Annotated in this window: 16 protein-coding genes and 1 pseudogene; 3 read left to right on the plus strand and 14 right to left on the minus strand. The window is 66.8% G+C overall.

Going from position 1 to position 20,413, the window contains the following annotated elements; translation table 11 throughout:
* Positions 1-44: 44 nt before the first annotated feature.
* The 9 genes and pseudogenes from rsmB to B8V81_RS23320 form a co-directional block, all read right to left on the minus strand.
* A pseudogene (gene rsmB, locus B8V81_RS23280) lies at positions 45-1,421 on the minus strand (16S rRNA (cytosine(967)-C(5))-methyltransferase RsmB); the annotation flags it as partial.
* A gap of 110 nt (positions 1,422-1,531) precedes the next feature.
* Positions 1,532-2,539: a methionyl-tRNA formyltransferase gene (fmt, locus tag B8V81_RS23285; RefSeq protein WP_101809292.1), complete on the minus strand. Its 1,008-nt coding sequence runs from the start codon at positions 2,537-2,539 to the stop codon at positions 1,532-1,534.
* 5 nt (positions 2,540-2,544) lie between these two features.
* Positions 2,545-3,033 (minus strand): peptide deformylase, encoded by a 489-nt coding sequence (def, locus tag B8V81_RS23290; RefSeq protein WP_028596894.1) that lies wholly within the window; start codon positions 3,031-3,033, stop codon positions 2,545-2,547.
* Between the two features lie 33 nt (positions 3,034-3,066).
* Positions 3,067-5,652 carry a primosomal protein N' gene (gene priA, locus B8V81_RS23295; RefSeq protein ID WP_101809293.1) on the minus strand — a complete coding sequence of 862 codons (2,586 nt, stop codon included), beginning with the start codon at positions 5,650-5,652 and terminating at the stop codon, positions 3,067-3,069.
* Positions 5,649-6,866, minus strand: a complete 1,218-nt coding sequence (coaBC, locus tag B8V81_RS23300) for a bifunctional phosphopantothenoylcysteine decarboxylase/phosphopantothenate--cysteine ligase CoaBC (RefSeq protein ID WP_101809294.1) — start codon at positions 6,864-6,866, stop codon at positions 5,649-5,651. The genes priA and coaBC overlap by 4 nt, the downstream gene beginning before the upstream one ends.
* 139 nt (positions 6,867-7,005) lie before the next feature.
* A complete protein-coding gene (gene rpoZ / locus B8V81_RS23305; RefSeq protein WP_028596897.1) occupies positions 7,006-7,209 on the minus strand; it encodes a DNA-directed RNA polymerase subunit omega in 204 nt (67 codons plus the stop codon).
* A gap of 17 nt (positions 7,210-7,226) precedes the next feature.
* Positions 7,227-7,850, minus strand: coding sequence for a guanylate kinase (gmk, locus tag B8V81_RS23310; RefSeq protein WP_043110725.1), 624 nt, complete (start codon positions 7,848-7,850; stop codon positions 7,227-7,229).
* A 14-nt stretch (positions 7,851-7,864) separates the two neighbouring features.
* The gene (gene remA / locus B8V81_RS23315; protein WP_006036475.1) at positions 7,865-8,125 is read right to left on the minus strand and encodes an extracellular matrix/biofilm regulator RemA; all 261 of its coding nucleotides are present in this window, start codon (positions 8,123-8,125) and stop codon (positions 7,865-7,867) included.
* Between the two features lie 367 nt (positions 8,126-8,492).
* Positions 8,493-9,569: an ABC transporter substrate-binding protein gene (locus tag B8V81_RS23320; protein WP_028596899.1), complete on the minus strand. Its 1,077-nt coding sequence runs from the start codon at positions 9,567-9,569 to the stop codon at positions 8,493-8,495.
* Between the two features lie 175 nt (positions 9,570-9,744).
* On the opposite strand from B8V81_RS23320, the gene B8V81_RS23325 reads away from it, so the two are divergent.
* A complete protein-coding gene (locus tag B8V81_RS23325; RefSeq protein WP_052332889.1) occupies positions 9,745-10,842 on the plus strand; it encodes a FecCD family ABC transporter permease in 1,098 nt (365 codons plus the stop codon).
* Between the two features lies 1 nt (position 10,843).
* The gene (locus B8V81_RS23330) at positions 10,844-11,653 is read left to right on the plus strand and encodes an ABC transporter ATP-binding protein (RefSeq protein ID WP_052332841.1); all 810 of its coding nucleotides are present in this window, start codon (positions 10,844-10,846) and stop codon (positions 11,651-11,653) included.
* Between the two features lie 172 nt (positions 11,654-11,825).
* Here the strand turns inward: B8V81_RS23330 and dapF are convergent, their stop codons facing one another.
* Both dapF and B8V81_RS23340 read right to left on the minus strand, forming a co-directional pair.
* Positions 11,826-12,656, minus strand: a complete 831-nt coding sequence (gene dapF / locus B8V81_RS23335) for a diaminopimelate epimerase (RefSeq protein ID WP_028596901.1) — start codon at positions 12,654-12,656, stop codon at positions 11,826-11,828.
* Positions 12,657-12,951: 295 nt separating this feature from the next.
* Positions 12,952-15,747 carry a calcium-translocating P-type ATPase, SERCA-type gene (locus B8V81_RS23340; RefSeq protein WP_101809295.1) on the minus strand — a complete coding sequence of 932 codons (2,796 nt, stop codon included), beginning with the start codon at positions 15,745-15,747 and terminating at the stop codon, positions 12,952-12,954.
* A gap of 242 nt (positions 15,748-15,989) precedes the next feature.
* Between B8V81_RS23340 and B8V81_RS23345 the strand changes: the two genes are divergently transcribed.
* Positions 15,990-17,765, plus strand: coding sequence for an Rqc2 family fibronectin-binding protein (locus B8V81_RS23345; protein ID WP_028596903.1), 1,776 nt, complete (start codon positions 15,990-15,992; stop codon positions 17,763-17,765).
* A 159-nt stretch (positions 17,766-17,924) separates the two neighbouring features.
* Here the strand turns inward: B8V81_RS23345 and B8V81_RS23350 are convergent, their stop codons facing one another.
* The 3 genes from B8V81_RS23350 to B8V81_RS23360 form a co-directional block, all read right to left on the minus strand.
* The gene (locus B8V81_RS23350) at positions 17,925-18,773 is read right to left on the minus strand and encodes a PHP domain-containing protein (RefSeq protein WP_028596904.1); all 849 of its coding nucleotides are present in this window, start codon (positions 18,771-18,773) and stop codon (positions 17,925-17,927) included.
* The gene (locus tag B8V81_RS23355; RefSeq protein ID WP_028596905.1) at positions 18,764-19,675 is read right to left on the minus strand and encodes a selenium metabolism-associated LysR family transcriptional regulator; all 912 of its coding nucleotides are present in this window, start codon (positions 19,673-19,675) and stop codon (positions 18,764-18,766) included. The genes B8V81_RS23350 and B8V81_RS23355 overlap by 10 nt, the downstream gene beginning before the upstream one ends.
* A 164-nt stretch (positions 19,676-19,839) precedes the next feature.
* Entirely contained in the window at positions 19,840-20,277 is a 438-nt protein-coding gene (locus B8V81_RS23360) for a hypothetical protein (protein ID WP_028596906.1), read from the minus strand.
* Positions 20,278-20,413: the final 136 nt, after the last annotated feature.

Genomic DNA, 20,413 nt, shown 5'->3' on the forward strand with positions numbered 1-20,413 from the left:
GGCGCGCAAAAAAAACCTCGCTCCGACGGTCGGAGCGAGGAAGGCTAGCGGTGATCTCCCCGGCGCAAGCGGGCGATATAGAAGCCGTCGCTGCCGAAATGATGCGGCAGCAGCTGCAGCGAGCCGTCGAAGCGGCCGGCATCCGCGTCGCCGATGCCGGCGGCGCGCAGAGGAGCGAGCACGGACTCCGGCCAGCCGGCCGGATCGAGCGCGAACGCCGGATGCCGCTCCAGGAAGGAAGCGATCTGCGCGGAGTTCTCCTCGCCGGCGATCGTGCAGGTGCTGTAGAGCAGCGTGCCGCCGGGCTTCACGAGCTCGGCCGCCGCGTCCAGCAGACGCTCCTGGACGGCGGCGATGGCCTCGATGTCGGCCGGCGACTTGGTCCATTTGATTTCCGGCTTGCGGCGGATGACGCCGAGGCCGGAGCATGGAGCGTCGAGCAGCACGAGATCGAACGAGCCGGGCGCGAAATGCTCCGGCAGCTCCACCGCATCGCCGGCGACCGCATGGATGAGGCCGAGGCCGAGGCGGGCGGCCTGGCTTTCGACGAGAGCCTTTTTATGCGGATGCAGGTCGTTGGCGACGATCTCGCCGCGCCCGTCCATCAGCTCGCCGAGATGCGCCGACTTGCCGCCCGGAGCGGCGCAGCAGTCGAGCACGCGGAAGCCGGGCTGAGGCGCGGCCGCGGCGGCGACGATCATCGAGCTCTCGTCCTGGATCGACCAGAGCCCCTCCGTATAGCCGTCCGTGCCGGCCAGATTGCCGCCGCGGTCGACGACGACGCCCGCCCATGGGGCGGCGGCGGACGGACGGGCGTCGAGCCCCGCCTGCCGCAGCCGCTCCAGCGCCTGCTGCGGCGAGAGCCGCAGCCGGTTGACGCGCAGGCTGCCCTGCGGCGCCTCGTTGCCGGCGCACATCATCGCCTCGGCTGTGTCCTCGCCGTATGCCGCGATCCAGCGCTCGGCCAGCCATTCCGGATAGGAATGACGCAGCGACAGCCGCCGCGCGGCATCCGGCTCGGAGGCGAAGTCCTCCGCCTTGAGCTGCGGCAGCTGGCGGACGGCGCTGCGCAGCACGCCGTTCAGCATGCCCGCGATGCCGGCATGTCCGCGACGGCGGCCGATCTCGACCGCCTCGTTGACCGCCGCATGAGGCGGCACGCGGTCGAGGTAGACGAGCTGGTACAGGCTCATCCGCAGCAGCGACAGCACCCATGGCTCCAGCTTGGCGAAGCCTTTGGCCACGAATTGGCGCAGCCAGCGGTCGAGCGTCAGCTGCCGCTGCAGCGTGCCGTAGACGAGCTCGGTCGCGAGCCCGGCGTCGGCGCGCGACAGCTCGGCCTCCTGCAGCGCGTGATGCAGCTGCAGGTTGCTGTACGCGCCGCTCGTCGCGACGCGGACGAGCGCGTCCAGCGCGAGCTCGCGCGCGCTGCGGCAGCGCCGGCGGCGGCTGCCGCGGGGGCAGCGCCGGGGGACGCCCGGCGGCTAGGCTTTGCCAGGAGCGCGGGCGGCGGCCGCCTTGCGGGCGCCGCTCATCGGCGGCCGCCTTCGCCGGCGGCCGCGTCTGCCGCGCCCGGCTCCGCCGCGGGCGCGCCGAGCACGGTGCCCGCTGCGAGCCGGGCACCCTTGAGCCATTCGGCAGCGGGCATCGCCCGCTTGCCGGCCGGCTGAATTTCCGTCAGCCGCAGCACGCCGCTGCCGGTCATGACGCGGATGCCGTCCGGCCCGGCATCCAGCACCTGCCCCGGCGCCGCGCCTGCCGGCCCGGGCTTGTCCTCGGGCGCGCAGGCGCGCACCTTGAACGGCTCGCCGCCGAGCAGCGTGAAGCCGCCGGCCATCGGCGACAGGCCGCGCACCTGCCGCCACAGCTCGCGCGCGCCGCGCGTCCAGTCGAGGCGCTCGTCCTCGCGCGTCAGGTTCGGCGCATGCGTCGCCTGCGAGTCATCCTGCGGCACGCGCGGAGCTCGTCCCTCAAGCAGCTCCGGCAGCGTCTCGGCGAGCAGCCGCGCGCCGGCCTCGCTCAGCTTGGCGAACATCGTGCCGGAGTCGTCGGCGTCCGTGATCGGCACCTCGACGCGGCTGATCATGTCGCCCGTGTCGAGCCCTTCGGCCATGTACATGATCGTCACGCCCGTCTTGTCCTCGCCGTTCATGATCGAACGCTGGATCGGCGCTCCGCCCCGGTACTTCGGCAGCAGCGAGCCGTGCACGTTGATGCAGCCCAGGCGCGGCATCTCCAGCACCGACAGCGGCAGGATCTGGCCATACGCCGCCGTCACGATCAGCTCCGGCGCAAGCCCCTTCAGCTCCTCGACCGCTTCCGCGCGGCGCAGCCGCTCCGGCTGCAGCACGGGCAGCCCGTACTCCAGCGCGGCCGCCTTGACCGGCGTCGGCGCGAGCTCCTTCTTGCGTCCCTTCGGACGGTCGGGCTGGGAGACGACGCCGACGACCTCGACGCCGAGCGCTTTCGCCTCCTCGCCCATCAGCCAATGCAGCGAAGGCACGGCGAACTCCGGCGTGCCCATGAATACGACGCGCATCGGCCTCACTCCTCGCCTTCGCGGCGGTCGCGCGCGGAGCCGTCGTACAGCTCTTCCGCGAGGTCGATGAACAGGATGCCGTTCAGATGATCCACCTCATGCTGGAACGCCCGCGCGAGGAAGCCTTCCGCCTCCAGCTCGAACGTCTCGCCGTCGCGGTTCTGGCCGCGCACGCGGATTTTGTTCGCCCGGCGCACGTCGCCGTTCAGGTTCTGGATGCTCAGGCAGCCCTCCGGACCGAACTGCTCGCCCTCGCGCTCGACGATCTCCGGGTTCACCATCTCGATCAGCCCGTTGTCGTCTCCGACATCGACGACGATGACGCGCTTGGAGATGCCGATCTGCGGCGCGGCGAGTCCGACGCCTTCGGCGTGGTACATCGTATCGGCCATATTGTCCAGCAGCTTGTGCAGGTTGGCGTTGAACTTCGTGACTTCCTTGGCGACCTCGCGCAGGACGGGGTCGGGATTTTGAACGATAAGACGGATTGCCATGAGGCATGCACCTTCCTTGGATGAAATCGAACGTTATAAAATCATATGCGGATCGACATCGACGCTGAACAGCACGCCGCTGCGCGGCGCCTCGGCCTCGGCCTGCCGGATCGCCTCCGAGACGAGCTCGGCGGCCGGCACCGCTCCGCGGTATTTGACCATGCACTGGAACCGGTACCGGTCCTTGATGCGGGAAATCGGCGAGGCGACCGGACCGAGCAGCTCGAGCGCCCGCGCGCCGCTGCCGTGCAGCGGCTGCAGCACGCCGCGCTGGCCGGCCAGCTCGATCAGCCGGCGGGCGAAGCGGTCGCTCGCCGCCGACAGCGTCGCGAGCTGCTCATGGGACATCGTCACGAGGATGAGCCGGCAGAACGGCGGATAGCCCATCATTCGGCGATGCTTCATCTCTTCCGCGACGAAGCCCTCGTAATCATGCCGCTGCGAGGCGATAACCGCATAATGCTCCGGGTTGTATGTCTGGATGATGACCTCTCCCGGCAGATGATGGCGCCCCGCGCGCCCGGCCACCTGCGTCAGCAGCTGGAACGTCCGCTCCGCCGCCCGGAAGTCGGGCAGGTTGAGCGACGTATCCGCCGCGATGACGCCGACGAGCGTCACATAAGGGAAGTCGAGCCCTTTGGCGACCATCTGCGTGCCGAGCAGCACGTCGGCCTTGCGCTCGCCGAACAGCTTGAGCCATTTTTCATGCGCGTTCTTCTCCGTCGTCGTGTCGACGTCCATGCGGATGACGCGGATGCCGGGGAACAGCTTGGCCAGCTCCTCCTCGACCTTTTGCGTGCCCGCGCCGAAATAGCGGATCTGCTCGCTCTCGCAGGACGGGCAGGCGCTCGGCGCGAGCTCCGCATGGCCGCAGTAATGGCAGCGCATCGCCCGCGTCTTTTGGTGGTAGGTGAGCGAGATGTCGCAGTGCGGGCAGAGCGCCGTATAGCCGCAGGAGCGGCAAATGACGAACGTCGAGTAGCCGCGCCGGTTCAGCAGCAGCACCGACTGCTCGCCGCGCTCGAGCCGCGCCTGCAGCGCCTCGTGCAGCGCGCGGCTGAACATGGAGCGGTTGCCGCTCTTGAGCTCGTCGCGCATGTCGGTCACCGTCACGGGCGGAAGAGAGCTGGCGACGGCGCGCTCGGACAGGCGCAGCAGCGCGCCGCCCGCCCCGTCCCGCGCCGCGGCCGCGTACGTCTCCAGCGACGGCGTCGCCGAGCCGAGCACGACGACGGCGCCGTGCTGGCGGGCCCGCTGCACGGCGACGTCCCGGGCGTGGTATTTGGGCGTCTCCTCCTGCTTGTAGCTCGACTCATGCTCCTCGTCGATGACGATGAGGCCGAGCCGGGCAAACGGAGCGAACACCGCCGAGCGCGCCCCGATCGCCACCTTGGCGCCGCCGCGGCGGATGCGCCGCCACTCGTCGTAGCGCTCGCCGCTCGAGAGGCGGCTGTGCAGGACGGCCACCTCGTCGCCGAAGCGGCCCTTGAAGCGCTCGACCATCTGCGGCGTCAGCGAGATCTCGGGCACGAGCACGATCGCCTCGCGGCCGAGCTCCAGCGCGCGCTGGATGGACTGCATGTAGATCTCGGTCTTGCCGCTGCCGGTCACTCCCTGCAGCAGGAACGTCGCGGGAGCCGTCCGCTCCACCGCATCCCGGATGCGCACGAACACCTCGCGCTGCGCGTCCGTCAGCGGCAGCGGCTCGGAGCGGCGGAACTCGCGTCCGGCGTACGGGTCGCGCTGCTGCTCCGCCTCCTCGACGAGGATGTAGCCCTTGTCCGCCAAAGCCTTGGCCGACGAGGCGCTGGCGCCGGTGTCGGCCAGCATCGCCTGCAGCGTCACCGGCCCTTCGAGCGCGAGCACGTAAAGGAGCAGCTCCTTTTGCCGCTTGGCCGTGCCGGGCAGCGCCTCCAGCGCCGCCTTCGCCGCTTCGCGGTCCAGCGGCGGATAGACGGTGAGCTGCGTGCGCACGCCGATGCGGTCGCGGATCGACGTCTCCTCGATCAGCACGCCTTGCGCGAGCGCGCGCTTGATCGCGCCGCCCGCCTCCGGCCATCGCTGCCGCGCCGCTTCCAGCTTCAGGCTGCCGTGGCGGCGCAGCTCGCGAACGAGCTCCTGCGGCAGCGTCTCGGACGGCGGCAGCTCCGGAGCCGCCTCTCCCGGCATGGCCCAAAACGCCTCCGGCCGGCCGACATCGGACCGCGCCGCAGCCGACTCGGCCGCAGCTTCGGCAGCCGGCTCGTCCGCGCCGTCTGCCAGCCGCAGATGCCGCTCCGCCTTGCCCTTGATCGCCGAAGGCACCATCGCCTGCAGCGCCGCCGTCCATGTGCAGCAATATTTCTCGCTGATCCACCGCGCCAGCTCCACCAGATCCGGCAGCAGCGGCGGCAGCGGATCGAGCAGCTCCGCGATCGGCTTGAGCTTGGCCGGGCCTTCGGCCGGAGGCTCGTCCGCCAGGCTGACGACGAACCCTTGCAGCGTGCGGCCGGCGAACGGCACGCCGACGCGGCTGCCGGGCTCGATCCACGCCCGCATGTCCGCCGGCACGGCATAGCTGAACGGCCGGTCCGTGCTGCGGCTCGGCACGTCGACGATGACGCCGGCGACGCGGCTCATCGCGAGCCCTCCGGCGACGCGCCTCCGAGCCGCGAGGCGACGAGTCCGAGCAGCCTTTCGGCCGTCTCGCGCTTGCTCAGCACCGGCAGCGAAAGCGCCGCGCCGTCACGGTCGAACACCTGCACCGCGTTCGTGTCGCCGCCGAAGCCCGCGCCTTCCATCGTCACGTCGTTGGCGACGATCAGATCGCAGTTTTTGCGGCGCAGCTTGTCCATCGCATGCTCCGCCAGCCGCTCGGTCTCCGCCGCGAAGCCGACGAGGAACTGGCCGCTTTTGCGGCGGCCGAGCTCCGCCAGGATGTCCGTCGTTTTTTCCAGCTCCAGCGTGAGCGTGCCGGCCGACTTCTTGAGCTTGGAGGCATGGCGCTCGACCGGCCGGTAGTCGGCGACGGCGGCAGCCTTGACGACGATGTCCGCCTCCGCGTAGCGGGACAGCACCGCCTCCAGCATCTGCTCCGCCGACTCGACGCGCACGAGCTCCACCCCGCCGGGCGCCGGCACGTCCGTGCGGGCGGCGACGACCGTCACCTCGGCGCCCATGTCGCGTGCCGCCTCCGCGATCGCGAAGCCCATCTTGCCGGAGGAATCATTGGTCAGGTAGCGCACCGGATCGAAGCGCTCCACCGTGCCGCCGGCCGTGACGAGCAGCCGCTTGCCGGCCAGCAGCTTCCGCGAGGCGAAGAACTTCTCGACCGCGAGTACGATCTCCTCCGGCTCGGCGAGCCGTCCCTTGGCGACATAGCCGCAGGCAAGCTGGCCCGTGCCCGGATCGAGGAAGCGAACGCCCCGCCGGCCGAGCGTCTCCATGTTGGCGACCGTCGCCGGATGCTCGTACATGTGCACGTTCATCGCAGGCGCGGCGATGATCGGCGCCGTCGCCGCGAGCAGCGTCGTCGACAGCATGTCGTCGGCGAGCCCTGCGGCCAGCTTGGCCAGCGAATTCGCCGTCGCCGGCGCGATCAGGATGAGGTCGGCGCGGTCCGCGAGGTCGATGTGCGTCACGACGGCCGGATCCTTCTCGTCGAACGTATCGAGATGCACCGGGTGGCGCGAGAGCGTCTGCAGCGTGAGCGGCGCGATGAAGCGGACCGCCGATTCCGTCATGATGACATGGACCTCGGCGCCCTTCTGCACGAGCTTGCTGCACAAGGCGGCCGCCTTGTAGGCGGCGATGCCGCCGGTGACGCCGAGTAGGATCGTTTTGCCGCGTAGCATGTCCGCAGCTCCTTTCTGCTATCTGCCTGTTTTGCCTGGCGATAAAAAAATAACAACCGCAAGGGTTGTTAATTCATGCGCTATGCGGCTGCTGGCTCCGCCGGGCCGAGGGGCCAGGCGGACCGATCCGAAAAGCCGGCTAGTCCTCGTTGCGCTGCTCGACCTGCAGAAGATCGTGGTAGATCTCCTCGAGAGCGACGCCGACCTGCTTATGGGACTTGGCCCCTTTGAGCTCGCTCTTCTCTCCGTCGCGCAGGGAGCGCGCGCGGCGGCTTGCCGCTACGACCAGAGAATACTTGCTGTCGACCTTCTTCATCATTTCGTCAATGGATGGATACAACATCGTTCGAATCACTCCGTTCAGGCTTTTTCGGATGCGGCGGTCTTCACGGTCTCCGGCAGATTGGCGAGGAAGCGCTCCTTGCGGCAGTGCTCGGCCGTGACGATGCTCTGGATGCGGTGGCAGGCAGCCTCGATCTCGTCGTTGACGACCGCGTAGTCATAGTAGCGGATGAGTCCGATCTCCTCGGCGGCGACCGACATGCGCGAGTCGATCACGTCCTGGCTCTCGGTGCCGCGGCCGACGATGCGCTGCTTGAGCACGTCGAGCGAAGGCGGCATCAGGAAAATGAAGACGCCCTGCGGGAACGTCTCCTTGACCTTGAGCGCCCCCTGCACCTCGATCTCGAGGATGATGTCCTTGCCGCTGTTGATCGTCTGCTCGACGAAATCGCGCGGCGTGCCGTAGTAGTTGCCGACGTACTCCGCGTGCTCCAGCATGGCTCCGCGCGCGATCATCTCCTGGAACTGGTCGCGCGACTTGAAGAAATAGTTGATGCCGTCCGTCTCGCCCTGGCGCGGCGAGCGCGTCGTGGCCGAGACGGAGTAGACGAGCTCCGGCATCTTGTGGCGGAGCACCGAGCAGACCGTGCCCTTGCCGACTCCCGAAGGGCCGGACAATACAATCAATAATCCCTTGTTCATAGTACTCCCCGCTATTATTCGTCGTGATCGTCGTCCTTGGCGGACAGACGGTGCGCGACCGTCTCCGGCTGGACTGCCGACAGGATGACATGATCGCTGTCCGTGATGATGACCGCGCGAGTACGCCTGCCGTAGGTCGCGTCGATCAGCATGTGGCGGTCGCGCGCCTCCTGGATGATCCTCTTGATCGGCGCCGATTCCGGGCTGACGATCGAGATGATCCGGTTCGCCGATACGATGTTCCCGAAGCCGATATTGATGAGCTTGATAGCCATGTCAGGTTCTCCCTCCGGACGATATGGAACAGGATCGGACGCCTGTCTCCGGGTCCATCCTCTGGCAATGGGCAGAACCATTGCAACTAGTGTTGACACAAATTCCACGGCCCAAACTCCGGCCGCCGCTCGCGGGCAGCCCGCTCCCGCTTGCCCTGTCCGCTCCGGCTGCGGCCGGGCGGGCATTCGTGTACCTATTCTAATCGATAATCGGTCCGCGAACAAGGCACAATGCGAAATCCGGAGCGAAAGGGCGATTCGCGCGCTTTTTCGGCTATTGGCGGGACAGCCGCAAAAAGCGGAAAAGCCCTCTCCCGCATGGGGAGAGGGCCGACAAAGCAGATGCGCCGCGCCACGCGCTTGGCGATTACGGATGAAGCTCCTTGCCGAGCTTCTCGACGGCGGCGAAGATCTGGTCGCCGTAGCCCCAGTACGCGTTGAAGTCGATGAAGTAGACGCGCTTGTTCTTGATGGCGGAGATGTCCTTGAGCGCCTCGTTGGCGTAGAACGACTCGAGCGTCTTCTCCTTGGCCGGCGAGCCCGTGTAGATCGTCACGAGCAGCACGTCGGGGTTCAAGGCGACGAGCTCCTCGACGCTGGCCTCGTCCGAAGGCATGTCGGCAAAGCCGTTCTTCAGCTTGAGCAGGCTCAGCGCGTCGGCCTGGAACGTATCGGTGATGCCGCTGTACGGAGCGATCGCGCCCTCTCCCGGATCGGAGGCGAAGGCGAAGGTCAGCTCGTCCTGCGCGGCATACGCCTGCTTGATCGACTCCGCATGGGCCTTCAGCTTCGCCACATGGGCGGCCGCGCTTTCCTGGACATCGAAGATCTGTCCGATCTTGTCGACATCGTCGTAAAGGCTGTCCAGCGTCGCGCCCTTGATGCTCGTCGTGTTCACGAAGGTGTTGATGCCGAGCTCGTTGAGGCCGTCCACCGTGCCTACGCCCCAGTCCGCGTCGGCGAACAGGCCGCCGCGGCCCATGACCAGATCCGGATCGGCCGCCACGACCGGCTCCTTGCTCACATAATCCTTGGACAGCACCGGCACCTTGGCGAACGCCTCGGCCACCTCCGGATCCAGCTCCCCGTAGAGGGCGGCGACGCCGACCAGCTTGTCCGCGAGACCCAGCTTGATCATCAGCTCGGCGATCGGCTGCGTATTGACGACGACGCGCTCGGGCGCCTTGTCGAAGGTCTGATCCTTGGCCTCCCACTCTCCGCCCTCCGCTTTCAGCGTGAAGTTCTGGATCGTCAGCGGATACGCCGTCTTGGCGGCGGCAGGCGACGGAGACGCGGAGGCGGCCGGCGGAGCCGAGGATGGAGACGGCGTGGCCGAAGAGGCGGGAGCGTTGTCCCCGTTCGCCGAGCAGGCGGACAGCAGCAATGTCGCGAGCAGGATGGAGCCGGCTTTGAAGCGGGCGGAAACGGATGTGGAAGCGTTCATGAATAGACCCCTTTTGTCGTGAGTTTATTGAGAATGATTATCATTTTCGCCTCGGAGACTCCCCTTGTCAACTCTTTTTTCTAATGTTGACAACGATAATCGTTCTCATTTACTCTCGATAGATAGCTTCATCCCGAGTCTATCGCTTCTGGAGAAAGGATCGATCCGCTTGTCCATGCCCTCTGCCGTTCCCAAACGCCGCTTCGCCGCCTTGCCTTCCGGCAAGGCCGGCTTCGCCCTGCTGCAGCTGCTGCTCGCCGGCTTCACGCTGCTGTCCATCGGCATCGCCGTCTCGCTCGGACAGGTCGACGTCCCGCTCGGACAGTCGTTCCAGATTCTCGCCCATCGCTTGTTCGGCCTGACCATCGGCGATTCCGCCGACATCCTGAGCGGGCCGAACGCCAACATCATCTGGACGATCCGCTTTCCCCGCGTGCTGCTCGCGCTCCTCGTCGGAGCCGGACTCAGCCTGTGCGGCACGATCATGCAGGCGTCCGTCCAGAATCCGCTCGCCGATCCGTACATTCTCGGCATCTCGTCGGGCGCCTCGCTCGGCGCCACCTTCTCCATCATGATCGGCTTCGGAGCCGGAGGCGTGCTCGGACAGCTCGGCCTCGCCTTCTGGGCGTTCGCCGGCGCGATCGGCGCTTCCGTGCTCGTGCTCGCCCTGTCCGGCATCGGCAGCCGGATGACCTCCGCCAAGCTCGTGCTGTCGGGCATGGTCATCCATGCGCTCTGCACGGCGTTCGCCAATTCCATCATCTATTTCGCCAACAACACGGAGGGCATCCGCACCGTCACCTTCTGGACGATGGGCAGCCTCGCGGCGGCCAAATGGGACCGCCTCCCGCTCGTCGCGGCGGCGGTGCTGCTGGCGGCGCTGTTCTTCCTGCTGCAGTCGCGCATCCTCAATACGATGCTGCTTGGCGAGGAGGCGGCCGTCACGCTCGGCGTCAACCTCAACCGGCATCGCCGCTTCTATCTGATCGCCACGGCGCTGCTGACCGGCGTCCTCGTCTCGAGCTGCGGGATGATCGGCTTTGTCGGCCTGATCATCCCGCACATGGTCCGGGCCGCCGTCGGCTCGGACCACCGCCGGCTGCTGCCGCTGTCGATCTGGGCGGGCGGACTGTTCCTGATCTGGACCGACATCATCGCCCGCACCGCCATCCCGAAGGTCGAGCTGCCGATCGGCATCATCACGGCGCTGATCGGGGCCCCGCTGTTCATGTACATGCTCATCAAAAAAGGCTACGAGTTCGGAGGGAAATGACATGCAGCTCGATGTGAACGACGTATCCGTAACGCTGGCGCGCGCCGACATCGTGAAAAGCGTAAGCCTCCGCGTCGAGGACGGCCGCTTCGTCGGCCTGATCGGGCCGAACGGCTGCGGCAAGTCGACTCTGCTCAAGAGCATCTACAAGGTCGTGCAGCCGTCCGCCGGCAGCGTCGTCCTCGGCGGCGCCGACGTGCTACGCGCCTCGCCCAAGACCGTCGCCCGCATGATGGGCGTCGTCGGCCAGTTCAACGAGCTCAGCTTCGACTTCACCGTGCGCGAGATGGTCATGATGGGCCGGACGCCGCATAAGAAGCTGCTGGACGCGGACAGCGCGGAAGACGAGCGCCTCGTGGAGGAGGCGCTGCTCACGGTCGGCATGCTGCCGATGGCCGGACGCAGCTTCCTCTCCTTGTCCGGCGGCGAGAAGCAGCGGGTCGTCCTCGCCCGCGCCTTGGCCCAGCAGCCCCGCTTCCTCGTCCTGGACGAGCCGACCAACCATCTGGACATCAAGTACCAGCTGCAGATCCTCTCGCTCGTGAAGTCGCTCGGCATCGGCGTCCTGGCGGCGCTGCACGACCTGGAGCTGGCCGCAGCCTACTGCGATCATCTCTATCTCGTCAAGCAAGGCCGCATCTACGCCGAAGGGCCTCCCCGCAGCGTCCTCACCCGCGAGATCATCTCCGAGGTGTTCGAGGTGGACTGCCAGATCTACGAGAACCCGGTTACCGGCGGGCTCGGCATCGCCTACCTGGAGTCCGGGCCGAGCGCGGCGGCGGAAGCCGCCGCGGCGCGGGCCGGGAGCTGAGCTTTTTCGGGAGCCGCCTGCGCGGGCCTCTCGTCGCCGCCAGACGCAAGAAAAACCCCCTCCGTCTTCCTGCGAAGACGGAGGGGGTTTTGTTCATTCGGCCGCAGCTGCCTGTCGGCTCGCGCGAGGCGTCCGCCGGCTGGCCCGCCTGCCCGGCCGGATCGGCGCGCCCTTACAGCTCGCCGCGGAACACTTCCGCCGCCGGACCGGTCATGTACACATGATTGTCGCTCTCGCTCCACTCGATATGCAGGTCGCCGCCCTTGAGGGAGACGACCGCCTTGCGGTCGGTGAGGCCGTTCAGCACGGAGGAGACGAGCGTAGCGCAGGCGCCGGTGCCGCAGGCGAGCGTCGGACCCGCTCCACGCTCCCAGACGCGCATGTCCGCCTGCTCGCGGCTGTTCACCGTGACGAACTCGACGTTCGTCTTGCGCGGGAACATCGGATGCGTCTCCAGCTTGGGCCCCCACTCGGCGAGGTCGAACGATGCCGCGTCGTCGACATAGATGACCGCATGCGGGTTGCCCATGGAGACGGCGGTGAAGCGGAACTCGCGCCCGCCCGCTTCGATCGGGTGGGAGACGACGCGCTCGGCGTCGATCGTCGTCGGCACCTGCAGGCCGCTCAGGATCGGCTCGCCCATGTCGACGCGCACGAGCTCGACCTTGCCGTCCCGAGTCGTCAGCTCGACCTGCTGCACGCCGGCGCCGAGCGTCTCGATCGTCAGCGACTCCTTGTCGGCATGGCCGTGGTCGTAGACGTACTTGGCGACGCAGCGGATCGCGTTGCCGCACTGCTCCGCCTCGGAGCCGTCCGAGTTGATGATGCGCATGCGGAAGTCCGCGCGCTCCGACGGCAGGATGTAGACGAGCCCGTCGGCGCCGATGCCGAAGTAGCGGTTGCACAGCTCCACCGCCAGCTTGTCCACGCCGGCCGGCAGGTCGCGCTCGCCGTAGACGACGATGAAGTCGTTTCCGAGTCCGTTCATTTTGGTGAATTGCATCTCTATGCACGCTCCTTGAATGGTGGAAGTAAAGGTAGGGAACGGCGGCAGCGCCGCCTGTTGACGATTTCTTTAGCATAGCTCATCCGGGTCCGCCACGCTATTCCCAAATGCGTCGAAGATTTGCACTTTTAAGCAAGGCGAACCGGCATTCTCCGTCCTCCGGCGGAGAGGCGAGTTTCGTTCCGAGGCAAGCAAGCTCAGGAGAATCTGTCGCTTCGCCTTTCCTGCCCATCGAAAAAGCCGCTCCCCCCGAGCGTCCGCGCGGAGCGGAGCCCAGAGGAGCGGCCGATGGTCAGCGGAGCGAAGGCTGGCTGCCGCCGCTCGTGTAGCTGATGCGCGACTTCGGCTTGCGCTTCTTGGACGAGCCGAGCACGCTGCCGATGCCCATGACGAACGTCGGGATGCCGGCGGCGACGAGCGAGAGGCACCATTCGCGCAGTCCGATCGGCACCGTCTTGAAGATCGGCTGCAAGGCAGGCACGTACAGGACGGCCAGCATGAGGCCGAGCGACGAGAGCACGGCGAGCACGAGGTACTTGTTCTGCAGGATGTTGCGATGGAAGATCGAGCGCGAGCTGCGGCAGTCGAACACATGGATCAGCTGCGCCATGACGAGCGTGACGAACGCGACGGTCTGCGCCAGGGCAAGGCCGGCCGCTCCCTCCGGAGCGCTCCTCAGCGTGATCCAGAACGCGCCGAGCGTGCAGACTCCGATCAGGATGCCGCGGCTGACGATCTTCCAGCCGAGCCGCCGCGCGAAGATGCTCTCGCGCGCCGAACGCGGCTTCTGCGTCATCAGGTCGTTCTCCGCCTGGTCGACGCCGAGCGCCATCGCCGGCAGTCCGTCGGTGACGAGATTCACCCACAGGATCTGGATCGGCAGCAGCGGCAGCGGCAGGCCCGCCATCATCGCGAGGAACATCGTCAGGATCTCGCCGACGTTGGAGGCGAGCAGGTAGCGGATGAACTTGCGGATGTTCTCGTAGATGCTGCGCCCTTCCTCGATCGCCGACACGATGCTGGCGAAATTGTCGTCGCCGAGCACGAGCGAGGACGCCTCCTTGGACACGTCGGTGCCCGAGATGCCCATCGCGATGCCGATGTCGGCCGCCTTGATCGCCGGCGCGTCGTTCACGCCGTCGCCGGTCATCGCCACGACATGGCCCTTGCGCTGCAGCGACTTGACGATGCGCAGCTTGTGCTCCGGCGAGACGCGGGCGTAGACGTAGATGTTGTCGACGACCTTGTCGAGCTCCTCGTCCGACATCGCGGCGAGCTCGCGCCCGCTGACCGACAGCCCGCCTCGCGGCATGATGCCGAGCTGCGCGGCGATCGCCTCGGCCGTCAGCTGATGGTCTCCGGTGATCATCACCGTCTTGATGCCGGCGCGGCGGCAGGTCGCGATCGCGGCCTGCACCTCGCGGCGCGGCGGGTCGATCATGCCGGCGAGGCCGGCGAAGACGAGCTGGCATTCCGCCTCCTCCGCCGTCTCGCAGCTCTCGTGCGGCTTGAGCTCGCGATAGGCGAGGCCGAGCACGCGCAGCGCCGACTGCGCCATCGCTTCCTGCGCCTGCTGCACCTTCGTGCGGAGCGTGCCGGTGAACGGCACGACCTTGCCGTCCCAGAGGATGTACGCGCAGCGCTCCAGCAGCAGATCGGGCGCGCCCTTGACGCAAGCGAGGCGGCCGCCCTGATGGCTGACGACGACCGACATGCGCTTGCGCTCCGAGTCGAACGGGAACTCCTGCTCCCGCTTGTACAGCCCTTCCAAGGAGGAGGCGGAAAGGCCCATCTTCGCCGCCAGCACGACGAGCGCGCCCTCCGTCGGATCTCCCTTCAGCTCCCACGCCTCCTCCGGCTCCGGCGCGCTCGAGCGGACCGCAGCGGCCGGCTCGGCCGCCCGCTGCAGCACGGCGTTGTTGCACAGCGCCGCTATTTGCAGCATGCGGCGCAGCGACGCGTCGTCCTTGGCCTCGACCGGCTTGCCGCCGTCGAAGCAGCCTCCCTGAGGCACATAGCCCTCGCCGGTCACCTCCAGCTCGCGGCTGCCGGTCCATACCCGGGTCACCGTCATCTTGTTCTGCGTCAGCGTGCCGGTCTTGTCGGAGCAGATGACCGACGCGCAGCCGAGCGTCTCGACCGAAGGCAGCTTGCGCACGATCGCCTTGCGCCGGATCATCCGCTGCACGCCGAGCGCGAGCGCGACGGTGACGATCGCGGGCAGCCCTTCCGGGATGGCCGCCACCGCGAGGCTGACGCCCGCCAGGAACATGCCGTAGGCCGGCTGGCCGTGCAGGATGCCGGCGACGACGACCATGACGGTCAGACCGAGCGCGACGACGATCAGAATCTTGCCGAGCTGCTCGAGCCGGCGCTGCAGCGGCGTCTCCATTTCCTCCGTCTGCTGGATGAGGTCGGCGATCTTGCCCATCTCCGTGCCCATCCCCGTGCGCACGACGACGCCGCGCGCGGTGCCGCCGGTCAGCAGCGTGCCGAGGAAGGCCATGTTGCGCCGGTCGCCGAGCGGCAGATCGTCCTCGTCGATCGGATCGGCATGCTTCGATACCGGCACGGACTCGCCGGTCAGGGCGGATTCCTCGGCCTGGCAGCCGTTCGCGCTCAGCAGCCGCAGGTCGGCCGGCACGCGATCTCCGCTCTGCAGCAGCACGATATCTCCCGGCACGAGCTCGCTCGCCGCCACGGAGACGATGCTCCCTCCCCTCAGCGCATGCGCCGTCGGCGCCGACAGCTCCTTGAGCGCCCGCAGCGAGCGCTCGGCGCGGAACTCCTGGATGAAGCCGAGCACGGCGTTGATGACGATGATCGCCAAAATGGTGATCGCGTCGAGGTATTCGCCGAGCAGGCCGGAAATCAGCGTCGCGCCGATCAGCACGAGCACCATGAAGTCCTTGAACTGATTCAGGAACAGCTTGGCCGGCGACAGCTTCTCGCCCTCCGACAGCTCGTTGCGGCCATGCTCCGCGAGCCGCCTCGCCGCCTCGTCCGGAGCCAGCCCGCTTTCCGGCGAGCAGCCGAGCCGGGCCAGCAGCTCTTCTTCCGACAGCCGATGCCAATTCGTATTTTCCATTCGACTCTTCTCCCTCCCGCTGCCCGCACTCATGCTGCCGCCAGCATCCGCAAGGCTCTAGGACACTATATGAGGACAATCTCCGAATTATCCCTTGTCCGGCGAGCCGGCCAGGCTGCCGGATGCCATGCGCCGCAGGGTGTGGTACACTTGAGGACGCATCGATCCATCCATCCGCGCGCGCCCGGCGCTTCTTCTCTTCCGCACGCCGCGCCCATTCGCAAAAAGGAGAACGACCCGACATGGCCCTAGACGGATTCGTCCTGCGCGCCGCCGCGCATGAGCTGCAGCAGCTCGTCGGCAGCCGCATCCATAAGATCCACCAGCCCTCTGCCCACGATCTCGTGCTGCAGACCCGCGGCGCCGGCGGCGGCAAGCGGCTGCTGCTGTCCGCCAACCCGACCTACCCGCGCGTCCATCTGACCGAGCGGACTTATCAGAACCCGATGGAGCCGCCGATGTTCTGCATGCTGCTCCGCAAATACTGCGAAGGCGGCCAGATCGAGTCGATCCGCCAGATCGGCATGGAGCGCGTCCTGCACATCGAGATCCGCCAGCGCGACGAGCTCGGCGACCTGTCGCTCAAGACGATCATCGTCGAGCTGATGGGCCGCCACAGCAACATCATCCTGACCGACTCCGCCAGCGGTACGATCCACGACGGCATCCACCATGTCACGCCGGCGATCAGCGCCTACCGCATCGTCATGCCCGGCTCCCGCTACACGGCTCCGCCGGAGCAAGGCAAGCAGGACCCGCTCGGCATCGTCACCCGGGAGCAGTTCGAAGCCGCGTTGGAAGCGGTCGAGGCCCGCGCCGACGCGGATGCCGAGGCGCCGCGTCCCGCGCCCGCGCCGGAGAAGCGGCTCGTCGCCGCCTTCAGCGGCTTCAGCCCGCTGCTCGGCCGCGAGCTCGCCTACCGCGCCTCCAAGGCGGCGGGCACGGACCCGGCCGAGGCGCTGTGGACGGAGTTCGACCGGTTCCTGAACGCCGCGCGCGATCATGACGACGAGCCGGGCATCGTCGAGCAGCCGGACGGCAAGGCGCTCTTTTCGATCACTCCGCTCACTCATGCCGCCGGCGAGCGCCGAGCGTTCGCCACCATCAGCGAGTGCCTGGAGGCGTACTACGGCGACAAGGCCGGCCGCGACGCCGTCAAGCAGCGCGTCTCCGACATGCTGCAGTTCCTGCACAACGAACGCGCCAAAAACGTCAAGAAGCTCGAGAAGCAAGCCGCGACGCTTGAAGAAGCCAAGGACGCGGACAAGCACCGCAAGCTCGGCGAGCTGCTCACGACGTACATGCATTCGTTCCAAAAAGGCGACCGCTCGGTCACCGTCGTCGACTACTATGACGAGAACGGCGCCGAGATCGACATCGAGCTCGATCCGCAGCTGAGCCCGTCGGACAACGCCCAGCGGTACTTCCGCCGCTACGCCAAAGCCCGCAACAGCACCGGCGCGGTGCTGGAGCAGATGGAGCTGGCGCGCGAGGAGATCCGCTACCTCGACTCGCTGCTGCAGCAGCTCGGCTCCGCCTCCCTGCAGGATGTCGAGGAGATCCGCGACGAGCTCGTCGCCGGAGGCTACCTGCGCGCGCGAGAGAAGCGCGGCGCCAAGCGCAAGAAGCCGGCCCGTCCGTCGCTGCTCTGCTACACCTCCTCCGAGGGGCTGCCGATTTATGTGGGCAAGAACAATACGCAGAACGAGCATCTGACCAACAAGCTGGCCGCCTCCGGCGACACCTGGCTGCATACGAAGGACATCCCCGGCTCCCACGTCGTCATCCGCGCGGCCGAGTTCGGCGATCCGACGCTGGAGGAAGCCGCGATGCTGGCGGCCCACTACAGCCAGGCCCAAGGCTCGAGCATGATCCCGGTCGACTACACGCTGATCCGCCACGTGCACAAGCCGAGCGGCGCCAAGCCCGGATTCGTCATCTACGACCGGCAGAAAACGCTGTTCATCACCCCCGACGAGGAGCGCATCAAGGCGCTGCCGTCGACGATCAAAAGCTGATACGCGAAAAACAAAAAAGCATCCCCCAGGTCCGTGAATGGACCCGGGGGATGCTTTTTTGTTCCTGCTGTCGCCGCGGATGGCGGCATCGACGGCGGCATCGACGGCGGCATCGACGGCTTCCGCCCGTCAAGCAGACGGCGTCCAGCGGGGCCTAGCCTACAGCCGCGCCGCGAGCCGCTCCAGGAGCGGAGCGGCATCGGCGGTCTTGGCCCCGACCGCGCTGTGGCGCTGCTCTCCTCCGCGATTCCCGTGATAGTCGGAGCCGCCCGTCGCGAACAGGCCGAACCGATCCGCGATCGCCGCGTAGCGCTGCTCCTGCCGTTCGTCATGGCTCGGATGGCTCGTCTCGATGCCGGCGAGGCGGCCGCCGGACGCCAGCCGCTTCACGATGTCGTCGCGGCCGTACAGGCCCGGATGGGCGAGCACGGGGACGCCGCCCGCCTCGATAATCCATTCGACCGCCTCCTCCGGCGCGATGCGCGGCAGCGCCGCATATCCCGGAGCGCCTTCGCCGAGATATCGGTCGAACGCATCGCGGATGCTCGCCGCCGCTCCTTTGGCGACGAGCACCGACGCCAGATGCGGGCGGCCGAGGCTGGCCGGCTCCGCGCCGGCCGCCCGAGCGGCCTCCATCGCCTCCTCGAGCGTAAGCTCGATGCCGAGCGCCTGCAGCCGCTCGACCATCCGCTCGTTGCGCCGCGTGCGCGCGCTGCCCTGGAGCAGCAGCCGCTCGCGCCAGAGCGGATCGTCGGCGTCCATGCCGTAGCCGAGCACATGAATGTCGATGCCGTCCTCGGAAGCGCTCAGCTCGATGCCGGGCAGCACCAGCAGGCCGAGCCGCTTCCCTTCGCGGACCGCCTCCTCGACGCCGGCCATCGTATCGTGATCGGTGATCGCCAGCGCATCGAGTCCGGCCTCGGCCGCCATCCGCGCGACGGACGCCGGCGAGTCGACGCCGTCGGAGGCGTTCGTATGCGCATGCAGATCCGCTCGAATCACAGCCACTGGCTCAGGTCCCTCCCCCGCAGGAAATTCAGCAGCGAGACGGCCGGCAGCGGCAGCACCGCCGACTTGAGATAGATGGAATAGAACTTGCGGCTGAAGTCGGCGTCGACGATCCGGACCGTCTCCAGCAGGCCGAGCGACAGCTCATGCTTGATCGACGAGGCCGATACGAACGACATGCCGATGCCCGCCTCGACCGCCGACTTGACCGCCCCCGTGCTGCCGAGCTCCATGACGATCTGCAGATCCTGCGGATGGATCGCCTGCAGCGTCATCTGATCCTCCATCACCTGACGGGTGCCGGAGCCCTCCTCGCGCAGCACGAGCGGGTACCCGATCGCCTCCGCCAGCGTCACCTCGCCTCGTCCCGCGAGCGGATGGCGGCGGCCGACGATGAGCTGCAGCTCGTCGCTCAGCACCGGCTCCGTCTGCAGGTCGGGATGGGTGATCGGCGCTTCGATCAAGCCGAAGTCGAGCTGATGGTTCTGGATGTGGTCCATGATCTGCGTCGTGTTCATCACCTTCATCCGGATCGAGATGTCGGGATGCTCCCGATTGAAAGGACCGAGCAGCCGCGGCAGGATGTAGTCGCCGATCGTCAGGCTCGCGCCGAGCTGCAGCCGGCCCTTGAGGCCGCTGGCGTAACGGGCCATCGCGCCTTCGGCCTCGCGGATGAGGTCCATGCTCCGCCGGGCGTACGGCATGAGCACGCTGCCGGCGTCGGTCAGCTCGATGCGCTTCGTGCTCCGCAGCAGCAGCTTCGTCCCGAGCAGCTCCTCGAGCGACTGCACCTGCATCGTCACGGCAGGCTGCGTCATGTGCAGCGCCTGCGCCGCCGCCGAGAAGCTTCCTTTTTCGGCAACGGTATGGAAGATATGCAGCTGATGAAAATTGAGAGCCACCGGTTTCGCCTCCTTAAGCGACATTATACCGCAAACCGTGCCTTTGGGCATTTTCATAGGAAAAAGATTAAACCAACAAAAACAAGCCTTTTCATCGGGGGCTGAAAGGCTTGTTTTAATCCAAAGAAATCCATATTTGACTGAGGTTAGTCAAATTATTCTTTTTATCTGCGTTTCCGGCTGCTTTTTATCAGCGTCATCCGCCTGGAATGCCTGAGCCAGGAATAATAGGACTTCAAGTCCCTCAATTCGATCGTTTCCGACATCCGGCCCAGGAACGTGACGACAATCATCTTGTGCAGAGGCGTGCCCGCGAGGTCGAAATCCTTTTCGGAATCGGTGAATTCCGCGACGAACACGAGATCGTCGTCGATCAGATACACGTCCTCTTCCTTGCGGTAGTAGGGCTCGACCCTTCCCTGCTTGAGGCACTGCCAGATGAAGTCTGCGATATCCTCGTAGCCGGTCTTCTGGCTCTCCACCCGATCCGTCCAACGGTCGCGGGCATGGTTCGTAATGATGATGTCCGCCACGCGCTTGTCGCCGAGCTGCACGTGGAACGTCTCGTAGGTGCTCCATCTCTCCGTTACTCGATCCTTCACCTTGTCCACTCCTTCTGAGGAAGCAGGCCTTTATATCTATATATAGTTTAGGCTTATTCTACCATGACTATTTCCTTTTTCAAATATAAAATAAGTCCTCCCCATTATTGGCACATTTTGGATTATCAAGCGAGGC

The organism is Paenibacillus pasadenensis, from assembly GCF_002864175.1.
In the GTDB taxonomy this organism is placed as follows: Bacteria; Bacillota; Bacilli; order Paenibacillales; family Paenibacillaceae; genus Paenibacillus_O; species Paenibacillus_O pasadenensis.

Coding starts and splice junctions, on each gene's coding strand:
- fmt (WP_101809292.1), bottom strand. CDS start 2,539: ATGCGCGTCGTATTCATGGGCACGCCGGAGTTCGCCGTGCCTTCGCTG.
- def (WP_028596894.1), bottom strand. CDS start 3,033: ATGGCAATCCGTCTTATCGTTCAAAATCCCGACCCCGTCCTGCGCGAG.
- priA (WP_101809293.1), bottom strand. CDS start 5,652: ATGAGCCGCGTCGCCGGCGTCATCGTCGACGTGCCGAGCCGCAGCACG.
- coaBC (WP_101809294.1), bottom strand. CDS start 6,866: ATGCTACGCGGCAAAACGATCCTACTCGGCGTCACCGGCGGCATCGCC.
- rpoZ (WP_028596897.1), bottom strand. CDS start 7,209: ATGTTGTATCCATCCATTGACGAAATGATGAAGAAGGTCGACAGCAAG.
- gmk (WP_043110725.1), bottom strand. CDS start 7,850: ATGAACAAGGGATTATTGATTGTATTGTCCGGCCCTTCGGGAGTCGGC.
- remA (WP_006036475.1), bottom strand. CDS start 8,125: ATGGCTATCAAGCTCATCAATATCGGCTTCGGGAACATCGTATCGGCG.
- B8V81_RS23320 (WP_028596899.1), bottom strand. CDS start 9,569: ATGAACGCTTCCACATCCGTTTCCGCCCGCTTCAAAGCCGGCTCCATC.
- B8V81_RS23325 (WP_052332889.1), top strand. CDS start 9,745: ATGCCCTCTGCCGTTCCCAAACGCCGCTTCGCCGCCTTGCCTTCCGGC.
- B8V81_RS23330 (WP_052332841.1), top strand. CDS start 10,844: ATGCAGCTCGATGTGAACGACGTATCCGTAACGCTGGCGCGCGCCGAC.
- dapF (WP_028596901.1), bottom strand. CDS start 12,656: ATGCAATTCACCAAAATGAACGGACTCGGAAACGACTTCATCGTCGTC.
- B8V81_RS23340 (WP_101809295.1), bottom strand. CDS start 15,747: ATGGAAAATACGAATTGGCATCGGCTGTCGGAAGAAGAGCTGCTGGCC.
- B8V81_RS23345 (WP_028596903.1), top strand. CDS start 15,990: ATGGCCCTAGACGGATTCGTCCTGCGCGCCGCCGCGCATGAGCTGCAG.